Consider the following 21,038-nt stretch of genomic DNA (forward strand, 5'->3'; position numbering starts at 1 on the left):
GCCGGGGCGGCCATGGGGAGGGGATCAGGCGCTCTTTTTCTCTTCCTGGCCGGAGAGGATGTCGCCGAGGAGCTGTTTGCCTTTGTTGGAAACAAACCAGTGCAGCACGTTCTTTTCGTTGATGCGGGTTTCGATGATGCCGAGGTTCTTCAGCACAGTCAGACGCTGGCTGATCAGCTCCCGGCCCAGACCGGTCTTCTCGGCCAGGCCGGCCAGATTGCCGTACACGTAGTTCTCTTCGGCAATGGCGCGCACCAGTTCGACGTCGTTGTAGGACAGGGCTTCCTTCGGCAGTTCCTTGACCACGGCTTCCTGGGCTTCCGGGACCGCCTCCGGCTTGCGCTCCTGCAACTGGCGCACATCGTCCTTGACCAGGTCGAGCTGGGACAGCAGCTTGTTGGCCATGTTTTCGAACAGGCGGCGGGAAACCACCACATAGAGCAGGCAGAAGCCGGCCAGGACGAAGAAATCCACCGGACGGGTGCGGGCCCCCTCGAGCAAATTGCTGGAAATCATGTTGAGGAAAAGAGGCACGGTCAGGGCCGCCACCATGCCCAGCACCGGATACTTCAACCACTCGCGCACCTCGGGTTCCACCTGGCGGTCGCGCAGGAAAAAGTTGGCGATACCACCGAGAATGCCGGCGACGACGAGGATGCCGAGGATGATCAGGAGATGCCCGTCGAGGGCACCGAAAGTTTGGCTTACTTGCATCGCTTTTTGCAGTTCCATGTCCATGGGGCCTCCCGTCCCGCGCAGACCGTAATATGCCACAGGGGAAGACCCCTGCAAAACAAAACCCCGCCACGGGGGCGGGGTTTTCTGTCGTGCCGTTTTCCGGATGCCTCAGCGGGGCAGTTCGGAAGCACCGGTCAGGAAGGCATCGACCTCCCGCGCGGCCTGACGGCCTTCGCGGATGGCCCACACCACCAGGGACTGGCCGCGGCGCACGTCGCCGGCAGCGAAGACCTTGGGCACGTTGGTGGCGTAGCAGCCGGCACCGTCGGTGGTCGCCTTGGCGTTGCCGCGGGCATCCTTGTCCACACCGAAGGCTTCCAGCAGGCCGGCCACCGGATTGGTGAAGCCCATGGCCAGCAGCACCAGGTCGGCGGGAATCTCGAACTCGGAACCGGCCACTTCCACCATCTTGCCGTCCTTCCACTCCACGCGCACGGCCTTCAGGGCCTTGACGTTGCCGTTGCCGTCACCAATCAGCGCCTTGGTGGACACGGCGAAGTCCCGGGTGCAGCCTTCGTCGTGGGAGGAAGAGGTACGCAGCTTGAGCGGCCAGTAGGGCCAGGTCAGGGCCTTGTTCTCTTCCACCGGGGGCTTGGGCATCACTTCGAACTGGGTGATGGAAGCCGCACCGTGGCGGTTGGAGGTACCGACGCAGTCGGAGCCGGTATCGCCGCCACCGATGACGACGACGTGCTTGCCGTCGGCGCGGATGGGGTTCTTGCCGTCGCCGGCCACTTCCTTGTTCTGCGGGATGAGGAACTCCAGGGCGTAATGCACGCCCTTCAGTTCCCGGCCCGGCACGGGCAGGTCGCGCGGGACTTCGGAACCGCCGGTCAGCACCACGGCGTCGAATTCCTTGCTCAGCTGCTCGGCAGAAACCACGGTGGTGGCGTCATTGACGATGCCGGCCGGCAGGGTCTTGGTGCCGACGATGGTCTTGGTGCGGAAGGTCACACCCTCTGCCTGCATCTGTTCCATGCGGCGGTCGATCAGGCCCTTCTCCAGCTTGAAGTCGGGGATGCCGTAACGCAGCAGACCGCCGACCCGGTCGTTCTTCTCGAACACGGTCACGTCGTGACCGGCACGGGCCAGCTGCTGGGCAGCAGCCAGGCCGGCGGGACCGCCGCCGACGATGGCAACCTTCTTGCCGGTCTTGACCTTGGCGGGCTGGGGCTTGACCCAACCGTTTTCCCAGGCCTTGTCGATGATGGCGTGCTCGATGGACTTGATGCCCACGGGCGCCTCGTTGATGCCCAGGGTGCAGGCAGCTTCGCAGGGCGCCGGGCAGATGCGGCCGGTGAACTCGGGGAAGTTGTTGGTCGAGTGCAGGACGGCGATGGCCTCTTCCCAGTTGCCGCGGTAAACCAGGTCATTCCAGTCGGGAATGATGTTGTTCACCGGGCAGCCGTTGTTGCAGAAGGGAATGCCGCAATCCATGCAGCGCGCCCCCTGGGTCTTGGCATCGGCGTCGGACAGGTGACCGACGAATTCCTTGTAGTGCTTGAGCCGCGCCTCGACAGGCTCGTAAGCCTCGGACAGACGCTGGAACTCCATGAAACCAGTAGGCTTGCCCATTTATGCGGCCTCCTTCTGCTTGCTGTTCTTGGCGGCGAGTTCCGCCAGAGCGCGGCGGTACTCGTTCGGCATGACCTTGACGAACTTGGCGCGGTAGGTGCTCCAGCCGTCCAGGATCTGCTTGGCCCGGGTGGAACCGGTCATTTCCAGGTGGCGTTCGACCAGACCCTTGAGCAGGGCTTCGTCGGCCATGGCCAGATGGCGGATGTCCACCTTGCCGTGGCTGGTGACGTCGCCGAACTCGCCCAGTTTCTCGGAGGCAGCTTCTTCTTCCGGCACCGGCTCCAGGGCGACCTGGGCCAGGTTGCAGCGGGATTCGAAAGTGCCGTCCTCGTCCAGGACGTAGGCCACGCCGCCGGACATGCCGGCAGCGAAGTTGCGGCCGGTCTGGCCCAGCACGACGACGGTGCCGCCGGTCATGTATTCGCAACCGTGGTCACCCACGCCTTCCACCACCGCGGTGGCGCCGGAGTTGCGCACGCAGAAGCGTTCGCCGCCGACACCGTTGAAGAACACTTCACCTTCGATGGCACCGTACAGAACGGTGTTGCCGACGATGATGTTCTCGGCGGTGTTGCCGCGGAAGGCCTTGGGGGCCTTGATGACGATGCGGCCACCGGAGAGGCCCTTGCCCACGTAGTCGTTGCCTTCGCCAGTCAGCTCGAAGGTCACGCCCTTGGCCAGGAAGGCGCCAAAGCTCTGGCCGGCGGTACCGGTCAGGTTCACGTGGATGGTGTCATCCGGCAGACCGGCGTGACCGTAACGCTTGGCCACCTCACCGGCCAGCATGGCGCCGGCGGTGCGGTTCACGTTGATGATCTCGGTGTTGATCACCACCTTCTCGCCCTTTTCCAGGGCGGGCTTGGCCTGCTCGATCAGCTTGTGGTCGAGGGCCTTGCCCAGGTTGTGGTCCTGGGTCTCGCAGTGCAGACGGGCCACGTCGGCACCCACGGGCGGCATGTAGAAGATCTTGGAGTAGTCCAGGCCACGGGCCTTCCAGTGCTCCACACCGGCGCGCATGTCGAGCAGGTCGGCACGGCCGATCAGGTCGTCCAGCTTGCGGATGCCCATGGAGGCCATGATCTCGCGCACTTCTTCGGCAACGAAGAAGAAGTAGTTCACCACGTGCTCCGGCTGGCCGGAGAACTTGGCGCGCAGGGTCGGGTCCTGGGTGGCCACGCCTACCGGGCAGGTGTTGAGGTGGCACTTGCGCATCATGATGCAGCCTTCCACCACCAGGGGAGCGGTGGCGAAGCCGAACTCGTCGGCACCCAGCAGGGCGCCGATGACCACGTCGCGGCCGGTCTTCATCTGGCCGTCCACCTGGACGCGGATGCGGCCACGCAGACGGTTCAGCACCAGGGTCTGCTGGGTTTCGGCCAGGCCGAGTTCCCAGGGAGTGCCGGCGTGCTTGATGGAGGACAGGGGGGATGCACCGGTACCGCCGTCATGGCCGGCGATCACCAGGTGATCGGCCTTGGCCTTGGAGACGCCGGCAGCCACGGTACCCACGCCCACTTCGGACACCAGCTTGACGGAGATGGAGGACACCGGATTCACGTTCTTCAGATCGTGGATCAGCTGGGCCAAATCTTCGATGGAGTAGATGTCGTGGTGCGGCGGGGGGGAAATCAGGCCGACGCCGGGCACGGAGTGACGCAGGGCACCGATGTACTCGGAGACCTTGTGGCCGGGCAGCTGGCCGCCTTCACCGGGCTTGGCGCCCTGGGCCATCTTGATCTGGATCTGGTCCGCATTGGCCAGGTACTCGGCAGTAACGCCGAAACGGCCGGAAGCCACCTGCTTGATGGCGGAACGCAGGGAGTCGCCTTCCTTCAGTTCCAGATCGCGGGCGATACGGCCGGCACCGATGATCTCGGACAGCTTCTGGCCAGCCTTCACCGGCTTGAAGCGGTTGGCATCCTCGCCACCTTCACCGGTGTTGGACTTGCCGCCGATGCGGTTCATGGCCACGGAAAGGGTGGTGTGGGCCTCGGTGGAGATGGAGCCCAGGGACATGGCGCCAGTCGCGAAGCGCTTGACGATTTCCTTGGCGGGTTCCACTTCTTCCAGGGGCACCGGAGCGCCGGCCGACTTGATCTCGAACAGACCGCGCAGCGTCAGGTGACGCTTGGACTGGTCGTTGATGATCTTGGCGTACTCCTTGTAGGTGTCCATCTTGCCGGAGCGGGTGGAGTGCTGCAGCTTGGCGATGGCATCCGGGGTCCACATGTGGTCCTCACCGCGGATACGGAAGGCGTATTCGCCGCCGGTCTCCAGGCTCTCAGCCAGCACGGGGTCGCTGCTGAAAGCGGCGCGGTGCACTCGCAGGGCCTCTTCGGCCACCTGCAGGATGCCAATACCTTCCACCTGGGTAGCGGTGCCGGCAAAGTACTTCTTCACCAGTTCGGAGGAAAGGCCGATGGCTTCGAAGATCTGGGCGCCACAGTAGGACTGGTAGGTGGAAATGCCCATCTTGGACATGACCTTGTTCAGCCCCTTGTTGACGGCCTTGATGAAGCGCTTCTGGGCGTCGTAGGCGGTGACGTTGCCCGGCAGGTTGCCGGCGATCTCGGCCAGGGTGTCCATGGTCAGCCAGGGACAGACGGCTTCGGCGCCATAACCGGCGAGCAGGGCGAAGTGGTGGGTTTCCCGGGCGGAACCGGTATCCACCACCAGGCCGGTGGAAGTGCGCAGGCCCTTCTTCACCAGGTGGTGATGCACGGCGGAAGTGGCCAGCAGGGCGGGGATCGGCGCCTTCTCGGCACAGACGCTGCGATCGGACAGGATCAGCACGTTGTAGCCGTCGGCCACGCTCTTCTCGGCGGCGGCGCAGACGGCCTCCAGGGCCTTCTCGCAACCGGCGGCGCCTTCGGCGGCAGGCCAGGTGATGTCCAGCACCAGGGACTTGTAACGGCCCGAGGTGGAACGGTCGATGGCGCGCAGCTTGGCCAGGTCGGCGTTGGTCAGCACCGGCTGGTGCACTTCCAGACGCAGGGGCGGATTGGTTTCATCCACGCCCAGCAGGTTCGGCTTGGGACCGATGAAGCTGGTCAGGGACATGACGATCTCTTCCCGGATGGGGTCGATCGGCGGGTTGGTCACCTGGGCGAACAGCTGCTTGAAGTAGTTGTAGAGCGGCTTTTCCTTGTTGGAAAGCACGGTCAGGGGGCTGTCGTTACCCATGGAGCCGGTGGCTTCCTCACCCTGGGCAGCCATGGGCTGCAGGATGAACTTCACGTCTTCCTGGGTAAAGCCGAAGGCCTGCTGCTGGTCGAGCAGGGGCACGTCGGCCTTGGGCGCCTCGCTGCCGGCTTCCGGCAGGTCGCCGAGGAAGTAGCGGGATTCTTCAATCCACTTGCGGTAGGGCTTGGCGCCGGAAAGGGACTTCTTCAGCTCGGAGTCGTCGATGATGCGGCCCTGTTCCATGTCGATCAGGAACATCTTGCCGGGCTGCAGGCGCCACTTTTTGACGATCTTCTCTTGCGGGAAGGTCAGCACGCCCATTTCGGAGGCCATCAGCACCAGGTCGTCCTCAGTCACCAGATAGCGGGCGGGACGCAGACCGTTGCGGTCCAGGGTGGCGCCGATCTGGCGGCCGTCGGTGAAGGCCACGGCGGCAGGGCCGTCCCACGGTTCCATCAGGGCGGCGTGGTACTCGTAGAAGGCGCGACGCTCTTCGTCCATGAGGGGATTGCCGGCCCAGGCTTCGGGGATCAGCATCATCATGGCCTGGGCCATGGAGTAACCGCCCATGACCAGCAGTTCCAGCGCGTTGTCGAAACAGGCGGAGTCGGACTGGCCGTCCACGATCAGGGGCCACAGCTTGTCCAGGTCTTCCTTCAGCCACTTGGAGGACATGGCCTTCTGGCGGGCCTTCATCCAGTTCACGTTGCCGCGCACGGTGTTGATTTCACCGTTGTGGGCAATCATGCGGAAGGGGTGGGCCAGATCCCAGGTGGGGAAGGTGTTGGTGGAGAAGCGCTGGTGCACCAGGGCCAGGGCGGAGACGAGGCGCTCGTCCTGCAGGTCCAGGTAGTACTCGCCCACCTGATGGGCCAGCAGCATGCCCTTGTAGTTGATGGTGCGGGAGGACAGGGACGGGATGTAGAACTGCTTGCCGTCGTCCAGCTTCAGCTTGCGCACGGCATGCTCGACCCGCTTGCGGATGACGAACAGCTTGCGTTCAAAGGCGTCCTGGTCGCCGACGTTCTCGCCCTTGGCGATGAACACCTGGCGCATGACCGGCTCGATCTCGCGGGCAGCGGCAGCCAGGCCGGCATTGTCCCGGGGCACGTCGCGCCAGCCGAGGAAGGTCTGGCCTTCTTCGTGCACGATGCGGGCCACGGCGGATTCGGCGGCGGCACGACCGTTGGAGGACTGGGGCAGGAACACGATACCGCAGGCGTACTCGCCTTCCTTGGGCAGGTTGATGCCCAGTTTGGCGGCTTCGGCACGCAGGAAGGCATCGGGCATCTGAATCAGGATGCCGGCGCCATCACCCAGCAGCGGGTCATAACCGGTAGCGCCGCGGTGGTCGAGGTTTTTCAGGATCAACAGACCCTGTTCAACGATACCGTGGCTCTTCTTGTTCTTGATATGGGCAACGAAACCGACGCCGCAGGCATCCTTTTCGTTGGCCGGGTCGTACAGGCCCTGCCGCCCGGGAACGGCCCCACCAGGGACAACACTATCCATCACGCTAGAGTCCTTTTTATGAATTAAGACTGCCGCCTGGATAAACCGAACGGCGTCAAAAAAGCCGGTGCGGACGGCACCGGCCTTTTCTGTGCAAAAAGCAACACTATAGTGTAGCCCGAAAACCGTGAGCCATCAAGGCTTTGCCCAACAATGCCCCGATCGCCCGCCAGTACTCAAACCCGACCTACACTCCTGGGAAGTCACACTAAAGTGATAGCCAGCTTTTGACCAACGCACCAAGCCCCATTTGGTGCACCGGATTTCAGGCGGCAGACACCCGAGCGGCAATGGCGGCGGCTATCTGCTCGTCGCTGGCCGCATCGCTCACCACCGCATCGCCGATGCCACGGAACAGCACCAGGCGCAGCTTGCCCGCTTCCACCTTCTTGTCGTGGCGCATCAATTCCAGGTAATGCTCCACCCCCAGGTCCGGACCGCTGACGGGCAAGCCGGCCAGACGGAAGACGGACTCCACCCGGGCCACCTCGGCCGGACCGATCCAGCCGAGACGGGCCGACAGTTCCGCCGCCATCACCGTACCGGCCGCCACGGCCTCGCCATGGAGCCAGACGCCGTAGCCCAGGCCGGTCTCGATGGCATGGCCGAAGGTATGTCCCAGGTTGAGCAGGGCCCGCTCACCCGTTTCCCGCTCGTCCCGGGCCACCACTTCGGCCTTGTGGGCGCAGGAGCGATACACGGCCTCGGCCAGCAGGACCTTGTCCCGGGCCAGCAGGCCGGGCAGGCTGGACTCGATCCAGCCCAGGAACTGGGGATCCCGGATCAGGCCGTACTTGATCACCTCGGCCAGGCCGGCCTTCAGCTCCCGTTCCGGCAGGGTGTCCAGGGTATCGATGTCGGCCAGCACCAGCTTGGGCTGGTAGAAGGCGCCGATCATGTTCTTGCCCAGGGGATGATTGATGGCCGTCTTGCCGCCCACCGACGAGTCCACCTGGGACAGCAGGGTGGTGGGCACCTGGATGAAGGGCATGCCGCGCTGGTAGCAGGCGGCGGCAAAACCGGTGGTGTCGCCGATGACCCCGCCGCCCAGGGCGATCAGGGTGGTGGAACGCTCGGCCCGGCTTTCCAGCAGGGCGTCGAAAATCCGGTTGAGGGTCGGCCAGTCCTTGAACTCCTCCCCATCGGGCAGCACCACCTGGGAAACGGCCACGCCATTGGCCCGCAGCAGGGCTGCCAGGGGCTCCAGATAAAGGGGCGCCACGGTCTCGTTGCTGACGATGACCGCCTTCTTGCGCCCCAGGTGGGGCAGGATCAGGTCGGCGCGCTGCAGCAGGCCGCTGCCGATGTGGATGGGATAGGAGCGGTCGCCCAGGGCGACCTGCAGGGTTTGCTGAGTCATGGCGTGGAAGGCGTTGGCGGTGCGGGAGCCGGCTCGACGCCCACCAGGGGCGCCGACTGGGCGACGCGCAGCAGGAGCTGCACCGAGGCGTTGGCGGAGTGGGAAGAGGCGTCGATGACCATGTCCGCCACCTCCCGGTAAAGGGGGTCCCGTTGCACATAGAGCTGGCGCAGCCGCCCCAGGGGATCGGCCACCTGCAGCAGGGGACGGTTACGGTCGTTGCGGGTGCGGGCGTAGAGCAGCTCGGGCGGGGCGCAGAGATAGACGACGAAGCCGCCGGCCTTGATGGCCTCCCGGTTCTCGGGGCTGAGCACGACGCCGCCGCCGGTGGCCATGACCAGGCCGCTTTCCCGGGACAGGTCCTCGATCACCATGGACTCCCGCTTGCGGAAGCCCGCCTCGCCCTCGATCTCGAAAATCACCGGAATGGAAACGCCGGTACGGCTCTCCACCTCATGGTCGGAGTCGACAAAACGCTTCCCCAGGCGCTTGGCCAGGAGACGTCCGATGGTGGTCTTGCCGGCCCCCATGAGGCCCACCAGAATTATGTTGTCTTGCTTGGTTTTCACCCGGCCATTGTACCAGCAGGCGCCCCGGCCCAAATGCCCACCAGGGCCCGCCGGCCGCGCTTGGCCAACTTACCGGCCCGGCGCAGGGCTTCCTTCGGCTCCCGGCAGGATTGTTCGACAAAGGCATTGCAGGCAGCCCAGCGCCCCTCCGCCAACGGCAGCACCGCCACCGCCCGACCGCCATCCACCCAGGCCAGGAGACTGAGTTCCGGACGGCCCCAGGAGGCGGCCACCAGTTCCATGCACTCCTCCCGGGGCAGGCCCAGGGCCACCAGGGCATCGATGGGGGAATCGTGCTCGGAACGGAGCACGGCGGGGAAATACTGCAGTTCGCTATCCATGGGCCGCTTCTAACATGGGCCCACCGCCCGTGGCAACGAGAGCACCGTAAGGGCACCCGTTCTTGTGCTGCCCCGGTGGGGCAGGCACAATCCGGGGCTTCTGGAGTCTCGTCCCATGAAATACGACATCGTTATCGTCGGCGGCGGCCTGGCCGGCCTGGCCTTCGCCTGCGCCCTCAAGGAATCCCGCCTGAAGATCGCCCTGGTGGAAGGCCGCGCCCCGAGCCGGCCCGAAGGCTGGGATGCGCGCATCTACGCCATCAGCCCGGCCAATGCCCGCTTCCTCGCCGACATCGGCGTGTGGAAGCACCTGGACGCAGGCCGCATGGCGCCGGTGCGGGCCATGGAAGTTTATGGCGACGGTGACAGCCGCCTCGACTTTTCCGCCTACCAGAGCGGCGTGCCCGAACTGGCCTGGATTCTCGAGTCCTCCCTGATGGCGCAGGAGCTGTGGGAAAACGTCAAGCGCCAGGGCAATGTGGACATCCTCTGCCCGGCCACGCCCCGGGAACTGGAATTCCGCGCCGACGCCACCCTGCTGCACCTGGAAGACGGCAGCAGCCTCTCCGCCCGTCTGCTGGTGGGCGCCGACGGCCGCGAATCCTGGGTGCGCAACCGGGCCGGCCTCGCCGCCCACTACAGCCCCTACGGCGAAAAGGGCCTGGTGGCCAACTTCAGCACCGAAAAGCCCCACGGCGACATCGCCTATCAGTGGTTCCGCGACGACGGCGTGCTGGCCTACCTGCCCCTGCCGGGCAACCGCATCTCCATCGTCTGGTCCACCCCGGACACCCACGCCGACGCCCTCGCCGCCCTGCCCGCCGAGGAGCTGTGCGCCCGGGTGGCCGCCGCCGGCAACCACACCCTGGGCCAGCTGGAACTGCTGACGCCGGCCGCCGCCTTCGCCCTCAAGCTGATGCGGGTGCCCGAACCGACGGCGCCGCGCCTGGCCCTGATCGGCGACGCTGCCCACGGTATCCACCCCCTTTCCGGCCACGGCATCAACCTGGGCTACCGGGACGCCAAGACCCTGGCCGAGATTATTGCCGCTGCCGCGCCCTGGCAGGACATCGGCGACGCCCGCCTGCTGGCCCGCTACCGCCGCGCCCGCAAGGAGGAGGTGATGCTGCTGCAGACCACCACCGACGGCCTGCGCCGCCTCTTCCGCGAAGACCTGCCCGGCTTGAAGCCCCTGCGCAATCTGGGCCTCAACCTGGTGAACCGCCTCGGCCCCGTGAAAAGCGCCCTGGTGCGTTACGCCCTCGAATCCTGAAGTTTCCCCACCGGAGTCCTCCATGCGACAACTCAAATACCTGGCCGCCCTGTTCTGCGCCGGCGCCCTCCTCTCCCTGCCGGCCGCCGCCGACGAAGCCTCGGTGAAAAAGGCCGTGGAAGACAAAATCAACGGCAAGGTGCAGAGCGTCACCAAGTCCGGCTATCTGGGCCTCTACGAGGTCTTCGCCGACGGCCAGGTGCTGTACACCGACGAGAAGGTCAGCGTGCTGCTGATCGGCACCCTGGTGGACGGCAAGACCATGCAGAACGTCACCGCCGAACGCCTGAAGAAACTGACCGCCGTGAAGTTCTCCGAACTGCCCCTGGAGCTGGCGGTGAAGCAGGTCAAGGGCAACGGCAAGCGCGTCCTGGTGACCTTCGAGGACCCCAACTGCGGCTACTGCAAGCGCCTCATCAAGGATCTGCAGAAGCTGGACAACATCACCATCTACACCTTCCTCTATCCCATCCTCTCGGCCGACTCCCTGGAGAAGTCCAAGCAGGTATGGTGCGCCAGCGACCGGGCTGCCGCCTGGAGCACCATGATGACTTCCGCCAAGCCCTTCACCGGCCGCACCGACTGCGACACCGGCCCGGTGCAAAAGTCCTTTGAACTGGGTCGCCGCCTCAACATCACCGGCACCCCGACCCTGTTCTTCGCCGACGGCGAACGCATCCCCGGCGCCGTCCCCCTGGACGTCATCGAGAAAAAGCTGAGCAGCCTGGGCCACTGAGCCCTCCGGCCAACGCCGGAAAGCACAAGGGCCGCTGATGCGGCCCTTGTCGTTTGCAGCCGCCGCCTTCAGGCGGCCGAGACCTTGAACTGGCCCACCAGCTGATCCAGGGTACGTACTGCACCGCTGGTGAGGGCGGTGCTGCGGCTGGATTCATCCACCGACTGGCGCACCGCCTCGGCCGCCACGGCGATGGTCTCGATACGACCGCCAGTGGCGCGGGTGGCCGCCTCCAGCTCGTCGATGGTGGCGAAGAGGTGCTCCAGGATGTCCTGCACCTCCTGCTTTTCCGAGGCCGCATCCGCCGCCAGGCGCAGCCCCTCTTCCAGTTCGCTCATGCCGGTGTCCATGCTCACCACCGCATCCTCGGCCCGGGACTGGACGCCGCCGATCATGGCGGCAATCTCCTTGGTGGCGTCGGCAGTGCGCTCGGCCAGCTTGCGCACCTCGTCCGCCACCACGGCGAAGCCCCGGCCCGCCTCGCCGGCCCGGGCCGCCTCGATGGCGGCATTGAGAGCCAGCAGGTTGGTCTGGCTGGCGATCTCGTGGATCACCGTGCCGATGCGACCGATCTCCGCCGTGCTGCTTTCCAGGTCCCTAATGGTGCGGGTGGCACCGCCCACGGACTCCAGGATGCCGGCGCTGCGGGACTGCACCAGTTCCATCTGGCGCCGGGCCTCGGCCGTCACCTGGGCCACCGCCTCGCGCATGGCCTCCACCTTCTGGCTGGCGGCGTTGATGTCCTCCACCTGGCCCCGGATGGATTCCTCGGTTTCCCGCATCTCCGCCGCCATCTGGGCCGAGGCCAGGGCCGTGGCCCGGCTCTTTTCCTGCAGGGTGCCGTTGGTGCCGTCGATCTCGCCGGAGGTCTGGATCACCCGGCGGATGATCTGCTCCAGGTTGTCGATGAAGCTGTTGATCCACTGGGACATGACCGTGGTCTCGTCGCTGCCTCCCTCGCTGGTGGGCAGACGCTGGCTGAGGTCGCCGCCGCCCTCGGCGATGGAGCGCAGCACGCTGCTGCTCTTGCGCAGGCGCTGGCTCAGGGGCTTCATGCCGAACAGGTTGAAGAAGAAGCCGCCGCCGATGACCAGGCCCAACTCCAGCAGGCGGGCCGGCAGGCCGGACAGGCCCAACAGCTCCTGCACCCCGACGCCCAGCCCCCAGGCCAGGATCACCACCAGCCAGTACAGCTTCTGCAGCTTGTAGGCGATGCTGCGGTAGCGATAGACCTCCTCCAGATCGGCCTCGCACATCATGCCCCAGCGGTCCGGCGAGCCGGGCAGGCTGAAGGTGACGCCCTTGCCGATCACCGGCACATGGCGGTAGTCGGAATAGCCCGGATAGGTGACGAACAGGTTCTGCCCCTTGCGGATGGTTTCCCGCACGCCGGGGTGCAGCTGGCCCGTGGCCGGGTCGTTGAACACCAGTTCCAGTTCCGTGTGCTCCCGCACCCGCACGGTGCCGTAGTCGGTGCGCACCCCCTGCTTCAGGTTGTCTCCCAGGGAGAAGGTGGCGTCCTCGAAACGGGAACGGGAGAGGGCCGTGCCCGGCTGGATGGACGGGTCGAACTCGGCCTTGACCATGAACAGGTAGTTGTCCCCCGAATCCCGGAAGATGTGCCCCGCTTCCCGCTGGATCAGGTCTCCCACCACGTCGTTGGGCACCCGGCCGCAGACCGCCCCGGCGAATTCCCCGGCCACGTTGATGGGCAGGTAGAACATCAGGGTCACCGCATCGTGGAAACGGGAAGAGGACGGCCCCAGGACCTTGGTCACCGGGTCCACATAGGGGCCGTGCAGGAAGCGTCCCTGGAGGCCGGCGGCGACGGCCCGGGCGGGCAGGTCCCGGGCGCCGACCCGGCTGCCCTGGGTGGATTCCAGCACCACCCCGTTGCTGTCGATGAGGAACAGCTCGGAGAAGTCCCGGGCGAAGCTCTTCTTCTCCTGGAACAGGCTGCGGGGCCGCTGGGGATGCAGGGCCTGGAGGTCCCCGGCCAGGGTTTCCAGGTGGTGCCAGCACTGCTCGGCCCAGCTTTGCAGGATGCGCACCCGGGTCGAGGCGAAGCCCTCGAAGGCCTGTTCCAGCACGGGGTAGCGGTCCCGGTTGAGGTAGGTGGCCCAGCCCATGGCGATCTTGCCGGTCTTGCCACCCAGAGGCAGCCAGCCTTTCTCGCGGCTGGACAGGGACATGGAAGGACTCTGCAGCATCTGTTCTCTCCGTATTTTTGTGTATTAGTTCACATTCTTTAGCAAGGGCGATGCCAACCCCGTACGGCGGAACGGGAAAATTCCTGCAGCCGCATCCGCCGGCCCCCGCAGGGGAAAAAGCCCCAAATGAAAAGGGGAGCCCGAGGCTCCCCTGCTGCACCGAAAGCGTGAATTACCAGAGGGTTTCCCGCTCGGCGGAGGCGGTGATCTTGTGGATGGAAAGGTCGGCGCCGTTGTATTCATCCTCCTGGTCCAGGCGGATGCCCACCAGCTGCTTGATGACGCCATAGACCAGGCCGCCGCCCACCAGGGCGATAACGATGGCCAGGCCGGTCATGAGCAGCTGGGACAGGAAGGAAACGCCACCGGCGCCGCCCAGGGCCTCCAGCCCGAAGATGCCGGCGGCGATGCCGCCCCAGGCGCCGCACAGGCCGTGCAGGGGCCAGACGCCGAGCACGTCGTCGATCTTCCAGCGGTTCTGGGTCAGGGTGAACATGACCACGAAAAGGGCACCGGCAACGCCGCCGGTGACCAGGGCACCAAGGGGGTGCATCAGGTCGGAGCCGGCGCAGACAGCCACCAGGCCGGCCAGGGGGCCGTTATGCACGAAGCCCGGGTCGTTCTTGCCCAGCACCAGGGCCGCCAGGGTGCCGCCCACCATGGCCATGAGGGAGTTGAGGGCCACCAGGCCGGAAATCTTGTCCAGGCTCTGGGCGCTCATGACGTTGAAGCCGAACCAGCCGACGATGAGGATCCAGGCGCCCAGGGCCAGGAAGGGAATGGAGGACGGCGGATGGGCGCCGGCGATGCCGCCATCCTTGTGGTAGCGGCCGCGGCGGGCGCCGAGCAGGAGTACGGCGGGCAGGGCGATCCAGCCGCCCATGGCATGCACCACCACGGAGCCGGCGAAATCGTGGAACTCGGCGCCGAAGGTGGCCAGCAGCCATTCCTGGATGCCGAAGGCGTGGTTCCAGGCGATGCCCTCGAAGAAGGGATAGACGAAGCCCACCAGGCAGAAGGTGGCGGCCAGCTGGGGATTGAAGCGGGCCCGCTCGGCGATGCCGCCGGAGATGATGGCCGGGATGGCGGCGGCGAAAGTGAGCAGGAAGAAGAACTTGGTCAGGTCGTGGCCGCTGTTCTGCATCAGCGCCTGGGCGTCCTGGAAGAAATGCACGCCGTAGGCGATGCCGTAGCCGACGAAGAAGTAGGCCAGGGTGGACACGGCGAAGTCGGAAAGGATCTTCACCAGGGCATTGACCTGGTTCTTGCGGCGCACGGTGCCCAGTTCGAGGAAGGCAAAACCGGCGTGCATGGCGAGCACCATAATGGCGCCCAAGAGAACGAAAAGGGTGTCCGAGGCGGACTTGTAAGCTTCCATGGTGCCTCCAGCAAAAAGTTGGCACCACAAAAGCAAGCCCCGTTCCAGGGGCTTAGCACTGTTAAATCATTACCTTAGCCATAGGCGCCCAGCAGGCACGCACCGGCATTGTGCGTATTGCACCGGACATGCTGCCTATTGGTGCATTTTGCACCGTGCCGGGGCGCCCGCCGTCCGGCCCCTTAGCGGGGTCCCAGACCGGGTGGCAGCAGCACCCACATCTGCCCCGTCTGCTTCATCCGCCCGGCCAGGGCGCCGGCCTCGGCGCCGTAGCCCCAGAAGTAGTCGGCCCGCACCACGCCCTTGATGGCGCCGCCCGTGTCTTGGGCCAGCACCAGGCGGCGCAGGGGTTTGCTGCTGTTGGGATGGCTCGCCGCCAGGAACACCGGTGCCCCCAGGGGCGTGCTGCGGGGATCGATGGCGATGCTGCGCTCCGGAGTCAGGGGCACGCCCAGGGCGCCGATGGGGCCTTCGCTGGCGGGCAGGTCCAGCTCCCGGAAAAAGACGTAGCTGGGATTGGCGTTGAGCAGGTCGTTGACCTTGGCCGGATTGGCCCGGGCCCAGGCCTGGATGCCCTGCATGGAAGCCTGCTCCGGCTTCAGTTCGCCCCGCTCGATCAGCACCCGGCCGATGGACTGGTAGGGGTGGCCGTTCTGGTCGGCGTAACCGAGGCGGACGATGCTGCCGTCGGGCAGCCGGACCCGGCCGGAGCCCTGGATCTGCAGGAAGAACAGCTCGATGGGGTCGTCCACCCACAGCAGGGTGCGGGCCTTGAGGCTGTCCTCCCTGGCCATCAGCTCGGCCCGGGACCAGTAGGGCACCACCTTGTTGCCCAGCAGGCGGCCCCGCAGGCGGTAGTTCTTGAGGTCCGGATACAACTCGGAGAGGTCGATGGTGAGCAGGTCGTCCGGCACCCCCAGCACGGCATAGCGGCCGGGACCGGTGGGCTTGCGGCTGCCTTTGAGCAGGGGCTCGTAATAGCCGGTGATCATGCCTTCGACGGTGCCTTCCGGATTGGTCAGCAGATAGGGCTGAAAGCGGGATTCGAAGAAGCGCCGCAGGCTGCCGTTGTCCGGCTTGCTCCCCAGGGCCTGGGCCTCATCGCAGGCGGGACGCCACAGGGGCCATTCCTTCTTGCCCACCAGGCCCTTGCAGGATTGCAGGAAGGCCGGCCAGGCAGCGCCCAGGTCGTCCTCGCCCCAGCCGGGCAGGTCTTCCCAGCGGGCCGGCTGCAGGGGCTTGGCGGCGGGAGGCGGCGGCAACTGGGCGCCGGCGGGCGGACACACCGGGGCGGCGCCGGGCGCCGGGCAGACGGGACAGGCCGGGCAGGCGCCGGCGGTGGTGGCCGCCGGCCGGGGCGCCGTGGCGCAGCCGGCCAGGAGGGCCAGGCTGGCGGCAAGCAGGAGCAGGCGGCGGGGCATTTGGCTTATGGGCATGATTGGGCTAAGGTCCGGACTTTTCCCCAGTATACCGGTAGCCCCATGCCCTCACCTGCCAAGACGCCCCGTACGGCAGCCGCCGTGGCCGATCCCCTGGAACGCCTGGTGCGCTTCCTCGACACGGCCGAAGCCCTGCTCGCCCGCCTCGAGCCCCTGCTGCCCGAAGCCCTGCCCCAGCACGACTGGAAAGCCCCGGCCTACCGCTGGCGGCGCAAGAACGGCCGCGGCTTCCTGCAGGCCGTGGCCCAGCCCCACCCGATCCGTCTCAAGGACCTGCAGGACATCGACGACCAGAAGCAGCGCATCGTCGCCAACACCCGCCAGTTCCTCGCCGGCCGCCCGGCCAACAACGTGCTGCTGACCGGCACCCGGGGCTGCGGCAAGTCCTCCCTGGTGAAGGCCCTGCTCAACGAATACCAGAGGAAGGGGCTGCGCCTGATCGAGGTGGACAAGTCGGACCTGGTGGACCTGCCGGACATCGTGGATATGGTGGCGGGCCGCCCCGAGCATTTCATCATCTTCAGCGACGACCTCTCCTTCGAGGCCGGCGAGGACGGCTACAAGGCCCTGAAGTCGGTGCTAGACGGCTCCGTCACCAGCGTCCCGGACAACGTGCTGATCTACGCCACCTCCAACCGCCGCCACCTGATGCCCGAGTACCACGCGGAGAACCTGGAGACGAGTAAGGTGGGCGACGAAATCCACCCGGGGGAGGCCATCGAGGAAAAGATCTCCCTCTCCGAACGCTTCGGCCTGTGGATTTCCTTCTACCCCTTCAGCCAGGACGACTACCTCAACATCACCGCCCACTGGTTGGCCCACTTCGGCTGCGCCGCGGCGGCGCGCGAGAACTGGGAGCGGGATGCCCTCAACTGGGCCCTGCAGCGCGGCTCCCGCAGCGGCCGGGTGGCCTGGCAGTTCGCCCGGGACTACGCCGGCAGCCATGCGCCGAAGGGCGGCAAATGAGCAAGGTGGTGGAAGTATCGGCGGCCGTCATTGAACGCAATGGCGGCCAGGAGTTTCTCCTCGCCTGCCGCCCCGAGGGCAAGGTCTACGCGGGTTACTGGGAGTTTCCCGGCGGCAAGGTGGAAGCCGGCGAGAGCCACCGCCAGGCCCTGGACCGGGAACTGCAGGAGGAGCTGGGCATCACCGTCACCGCCGCCACGCCCTGGATTTCCCGCCGCTTCGTCTATCCCCACGCCACGGTGCGCCTCAAGTTCTTCCGCGTCACCGCCTGGGAGGGGGAGATCGCCCCGATCGAGCACTCCGCTTTTGCCTGGGCCAGGATCGGCATGGATGCCGGCGTTGAGCCCATCCTGCCGGCCAACGGTCCCATTCTGCGGGCCCTGGCCCTGCCCCCCCTGTACGCCTTGACCCAGGCCGAGGAGCGGGGAGTGGAGGCTGAAATGGCACGTCTGGAGCGAGCCCTGGCCGGGGGGCTGAAGCTGGTGCAGGTCCGGGACAAGCAGCTGCCCCCTGCCGTACGCGCCGATTTCGCCGCCCGGGTGGTGGCCCTGGCCCACGCCCACGGTGCCCGGGTCCTGCTCAACGCGCCGGACGAGGCCAGCGATACCCTCGCCCGCCGCCTCGGCGCCGACGGCCTCCACCTGCCCACCGCCCGCCTGCAGACCCTCACGGCCCGCCCCGATTTCCCCCTGGTGGCCGCCTCCTGCCATTCGCCGGAGGAACTGGCCCTGGCCGACCGGCTGGAGCTGGATTTCAGCGTCCTCGGCCCGGTCCGGCCCACCCCCAGCCATCCGGAGCAGACCGGGCTGGGCTGGGACGTTTTCGGCGAGTGGGTGTTCGATTGCGCCCAGCCGGTCTACGCCCTGGGAGGCATGACCACGACCGAACTGGAAACGGCCCGCCGCCACGGCGCCCAGGGCATCGCCCTGATGCGCGGCTGGTAGGCCTCAGGCCTTGGGGAAGGGGCTGTCGGCAACGGCCCCGTCTTCCCCCGGGCCGGCCTCTTCCTGCACCGGCACCCGGTAGGACTCGGAAGCCCAGGCGCCCAGGTCGATCAGCTTGCAGCGCTTGGAGCAGAAGGGACGATAGGGATTGTCGGGGGACCAGAGGGAATCGCCGCCGCACTGGGGGCAACGGACTTTACGGGGAGCGCTCATGGGCGATGGCAGCCAAGGACGGAATGGGCGAAAGGGAAAAGGTACGGCGGCGGCAGGAGCAATCCCGCAGCGCCACGGGCCGCATTAAAGCAGAATTTCCAGACCGCCGCAGTCTTCCCAGGCGCAGACGTGGAAGCCCGAGTCCGGAACGGGAAAAGGACATTCAGCAGCGGGATGGAAGGCGAAGCGGCGCGAGCGGCCGCCCCAATGACGCTCAGAGGTTGCAGAAGGTCATGTCGAAGGCGACCTCGCGGTCGCAGGCCCGGGGCTTGAGGTCGCCGTCCGGGCAGGTGAAGCGGATGTTCAGGGCGTACTTGTTGGCGCTGATTTCGGGAATGGCGGGGTCGCCGTCCCGCAGGGTGACCCGCACCATCTGGGCATTGCTGCCGCCGAGCATGAGCTGGAAACCGCCGGAGGGCGCCACCTGGGCCTTGGGCCGGCCGGAGGAGCGCAGCAGGCGCAGCACGATGGTGAGGCCGTCGCGCAGGGGCAGCAGGGGCTTGAGCCAGCCCATGAGGGCGGCCCGGCGCTGCTCGGCCGGGTGGTGCTGCCAGAAATGGTAGGAGGGCAGGTCGAATTCGCAGACGCCGCCGGGAATGGCGGCCCGGCTCTTGATGCTCATCAGCCACTCATTGTCGCGCAGGTGCTGACCGATCTTGCCGGTCATGGCCAGCAGGGCGGCGGAGGCCTGCTCGATCTCGTAGAGGGCGCCGGAAAGGGCCTCTTCGGAAATGTCGGGGTTGTTGCGGAAGGCCAGCAGGGTCTGGCGCTGACGCTCCAGTTCCTGGATCAGGTCCATTTTCAGGTCGGCCCGGGAAACTTCCAGGATTTCGAACAGGGTCAGCAGGACGACATGGTGTTCCAGGTGGCCTTCGGCCTGGAGATAGTAGGCGGCCTTGTCGAACAAATCCTCCAGCCGCAGCAGGGTGCGGATGCGCTCATTGAAGGGATATTCGTAGGTGATCACGCCAGGTTTCGCCAGGGTTTGCCAGTCAGGGTCCGGTAAGTGCGCTTACGGCGGGCATTATGTCGTCAAAGTGCGAGGATTCTGAACCATTCAGCCATAAACCTCAACACTAATAAGCCTTTGGGCATAAATTTGAATAATATGCATCAAGTTGGTGCATGAATTCCGGAAGCGGCCGCCAGATACTGGCGGTGCAGGCGCTCCACCTGGGGGACCAGGGCGGCCGCATCGCCGCCGTTGTCCACCACGTCGTCGGCCACCGCCAGGCGCTGCTGGCGGCTGGCCTGGGCCGCCAGGATGGCCTGCACCTCGGCCTCGCCCAGGCCGTTGCGGGCCATCACCCGGGCCACCTGGACCGCCTCGGGGCAATCCACCACCAGCACCCGCTGCACCCGTTCCCGGTAGCTGCCCGATTCCACCAGCAGGGGCACCGCCAGGATGACGTAGGGCGCCCGGGCCGCCTGGCAGCGGCGATCGCTCTCGGCGCGGATCAGGGGATGGAGAATGGCTTCCAGGCGCTGGCGCGCCGTGGCGTCGGCAAAGACCTGGCGGCGCATGGCGGCCCGGTCCAGGGCGCCCCGGGCGTCCACCACCGCCGGCCCGAAGGCCTCGGCGATGGCCGCCATGGCGGCGCCATGGGGCCCGGTCAGTTCGTGGGCGATGGCATCCGTATCCACCAGGGCGGCGCCCCGGGCGACGAAAAGGTCGGCCACGGTGCTCTTGCCGCTGCCGATTCCGCCGGTGAGCCCGACGACGTAGGGCATTTCAGGGCTTCTTCGCCGCCTTGGCTTCGCAGGCGGAGGGCGTGGCGGTGATGGCGGTGCCCGAATCCTTGAGGCCCTGGATCTGGGTCGGATCGCCCCGGGCTTCCACATGCACGGCGGTGGTCTTGCCGCCCCGCAGCCCCACCTTGGCCGAACGCACGCCCTTGGCCTTGAGGCTGTCCAGCTGGTCCTTGGCGCCCTGCTCGCTGGAGAAGATGCCGAGGGAAATGGCGTACTGGTTGGCGCCGGCTTCGGTAACGATGAAGAACTCGGTGACCCCCAGCTTTTTCAGCTCGCCGGCCTTGCGCTCGGCGTCGGCCTTGCTCGCCAGGGGCGGGATATACACCCAGTGGCTGCCGCCTTCGGCGGAGACCACGCTGCGGGAGAGGGTCAGGCTCGGGTAGCGCTTCTTGGCCAGGGCCACCAGGGCGTCGGCCTCGGCGGCCGGCAGGTCGGGCCAGGCCAGGCAGGCCTGGGCCTTCTTGTCCTCGGCTTTCTTGTCCTCGGCCTTTTTCTCTTCCGGCTTCTTTTCCTCCGGCTTTTTCTCGTCGCCCTTCTTTTCTTCCGCCTTCTTGTCGGTCGCCTGGGAGGCCGCAGGGGCGGGTGTCTCCGCCACCCCCTGACTGGCAGGCGCGTCCTCCTTGGCTACGGGGGCAGGGGCCTCGGCGGTCGGCTTCTCACCTGCCTCCGCCGCCGGCTCGCCCTTGCTGACGATGACGATGCGCTCCGGCTGCAGCTGCTGGTGCAGCCGCTCCCCATCCGGGTTGTCGCCGCCGCCCAGGTAGCCCCGGGCGAAGACGAAGAACAGCAGATTGGCCAGAACCAGCAGGAAGACCAGGACGCGCATGACGGAAATCTCCGGAGATG

At 66.5% G+C, this 21,038-nt stretch carries 17 protein-coding genes; 4 read left to right on the forward strand and 13 right to left on the reverse strand.

Annotation, left to right across the window (positions count from 1 at the left end):
- Window positions 1-24: 24 nt before the first annotated feature.
- From EV678_RS10220 to EV678_RS10245, 6 genes are all read right to left on the reverse strand, one after another.
- The gene (locus EV678_RS10220; protein ID WP_235832447.1) at window positions 25-714 is read right to left on the reverse strand and encodes a YEATS-associated helix-containing protein; all 690 of its coding nucleotides are present in this window, start codon (window positions 712-714) and stop codon (window positions 25-27) included.
- 132 nt (window positions 715-846) lie between these two features.
- Window positions 847-2,313 carry a glutamate synthase subunit beta gene (locus EV678_RS10225; RefSeq protein ID WP_130459455.1) on the reverse strand — a complete coding sequence of 489 codons (1,467 nt, stop codon included), beginning with the start codon at window positions 2,311-2,313 and terminating at the stop codon, window positions 847-849.
- On the reverse strand, window positions 2,314-7,011 hold the full coding sequence (locus tag EV678_RS10230; protein WP_130459456.1) for a glutamate synthase-related protein: 4,698 nt from the start codon (window positions 7,009-7,011) through the stop codon (window positions 2,314-2,316).
- 265 nt (window positions 7,012-7,276) lie between these two features.
- On the reverse strand, window positions 7,277-8,371 hold the full coding sequence (aroB, locus tag EV678_RS10235) for a 3-dehydroquinate synthase (RefSeq protein WP_130459457.1): 1,095 nt from the start codon (window positions 8,369-8,371) through the stop codon (window positions 7,277-7,279).
- A complete protein-coding gene (locus tag EV678_RS10240) occupies window positions 8,368-8,940 on the reverse strand; it encodes a shikimate kinase (protein ID WP_130459458.1) in 573 nt (190 codons plus the stop codon). The genes aroB and EV678_RS10240 overlap by 4 nt, the downstream gene beginning before the upstream one ends.
- Window positions 8,937-9,281 carry a hypothetical protein gene (locus EV678_RS10245; protein WP_130459459.1) on the reverse strand — a complete coding sequence of 115 codons (345 nt, stop codon included), beginning with the start codon at window positions 9,279-9,281 and terminating at the stop codon, window positions 8,937-8,939. The genes EV678_RS10240 and EV678_RS10245 overlap by 4 nt, the downstream gene beginning before the upstream one ends.
- A 115-nt stretch (window positions 9,282-9,396) precedes the next feature.
- Here EV678_RS10245 and EV678_RS10250 point away from each other — a divergent pair, with 115 nt between their 5' ends.
- Window positions 9,397-10,554 (forward strand): UbiH/UbiF family hydroxylase, encoded by a 1,158-nt coding sequence (locus EV678_RS10250; protein ID WP_130459460.1) that lies wholly within the window; start codon window positions 9,397-9,399, stop codon window positions 10,552-10,554.
- 22 nt (window positions 10,555-10,576) lie between these two features.
- The gene (locus EV678_RS10255) at window positions 10,577-11,290 is read left to right on the forward strand and encodes a DsbC family protein (protein WP_130459461.1); all 714 of its coding nucleotides are present in this window, start codon (window positions 10,577-10,579) and stop codon (window positions 11,288-11,290) included.
- Between the two features lie 68 nt (window positions 11,291-11,358).
- Here the strand turns inward: EV678_RS10255 and EV678_RS10260 are convergent, their stop codons facing one another.
- From EV678_RS10260 to mltA, 3 genes are all read right to left on the reverse strand, one after another.
- The gene (locus EV678_RS10260) at window positions 11,359-13,500 is read right to left on the reverse strand and encodes a methyl-accepting chemotaxis protein (RefSeq protein ID WP_014236193.1); all 2,142 of its coding nucleotides are present in this window, start codon (window positions 13,498-13,500) and stop codon (window positions 11,359-11,361) included.
- A 172-nt stretch (window positions 13,501-13,672) separates the two neighbouring features.
- Window positions 13,673-14,878, reverse strand: a complete 1,206-nt coding sequence (locus EV678_RS10265; RefSeq protein ID WP_130459462.1) for an ammonium transporter — start codon at window positions 14,876-14,878, stop codon at window positions 13,673-13,675.
- A 182-nt stretch (window positions 14,879-15,060) separates the two neighbouring features.
- On the reverse strand, window positions 15,061-16,299 hold the full coding sequence (gene mltA, locus EV678_RS10270) for a murein transglycosylase A (RefSeq protein WP_130459463.1): 1,239 nt from the start codon (window positions 16,297-16,299) through the stop codon (window positions 15,061-15,063).
- A 60-nt stretch (window positions 16,300-16,359) separates the two neighbouring features.
- Here mltA and EV678_RS10275 point away from each other — a divergent pair, with 60 nt between their 5' ends.
- Both EV678_RS10275 and EV678_RS10280 read left to right on the forward strand, forming a co-directional pair.
- On the forward strand, window positions 16,360-17,283 hold the full coding sequence (locus tag EV678_RS10275; protein WP_235832448.1) for an ATP-binding protein: 924 nt from the start codon (window positions 16,360-16,362) through the stop codon (window positions 17,281-17,283).
- A complete protein-coding gene (locus tag EV678_RS10280; RefSeq protein WP_130459464.1) occupies window positions 17,280-18,227 on the forward strand; it encodes a Nudix family hydrolase in 948 nt (315 codons plus the stop codon). Before EV678_RS10275 ends, EV678_RS10280 begins: the two co-directional genes overlap by 4 nt.
- A 3-nt stretch (window positions 18,228-18,230) precedes the next feature.
- On the opposite strand, the gene EV678_RS10285 is transcribed toward EV678_RS10280, so the two are convergent.
- The 4 genes from EV678_RS10285 to EV678_RS10300 form a co-directional block, all read right to left on the reverse strand.
- Entirely contained in the window at window positions 18,231-18,440 is a 210-nt protein-coding gene (locus tag EV678_RS10285) for a DNA gyrase inhibitor YacG (RefSeq protein ID WP_130459465.1), read from the reverse strand.
- A 214-nt stretch (window positions 18,441-18,654) separates the two neighbouring features.
- Entirely contained in the window at window positions 18,655-19,407 is a 753-nt protein-coding gene (gene zapD / locus EV678_RS10290; protein ID WP_014236160.1) for a cell division protein ZapD, read from the reverse strand.
- 146 nt (window positions 19,408-19,553) lie between these two features.
- Entirely contained in the window at window positions 19,554-20,171 is a 618-nt protein-coding gene (gene coaE, locus EV678_RS10295) for a dephospho-CoA kinase (protein ID WP_130459466.1), read from the reverse strand.
- Window position 20,172: 1 nt separating this feature from the next.
- Window positions 20,173-21,018: an SPOR domain-containing protein gene (locus EV678_RS10300; RefSeq protein ID WP_130459467.1), complete on the reverse strand. Its 846-nt coding sequence runs from the start codon at window positions 21,016-21,018 to the stop codon at window positions 20,173-20,175.
- Between the last annotated feature and the right edge of the window lie 20 nt (window positions 21,019-21,038).

The sequence above is a fragment of the Azospira oryzae genome (genome assembly GCF_004217225.1).
Lineage (GTDB): Bacteria > Pseudomonadota > Gammaproteobacteria > Burkholderiales > Rhodocyclaceae > Azospira > Azospira oryzae.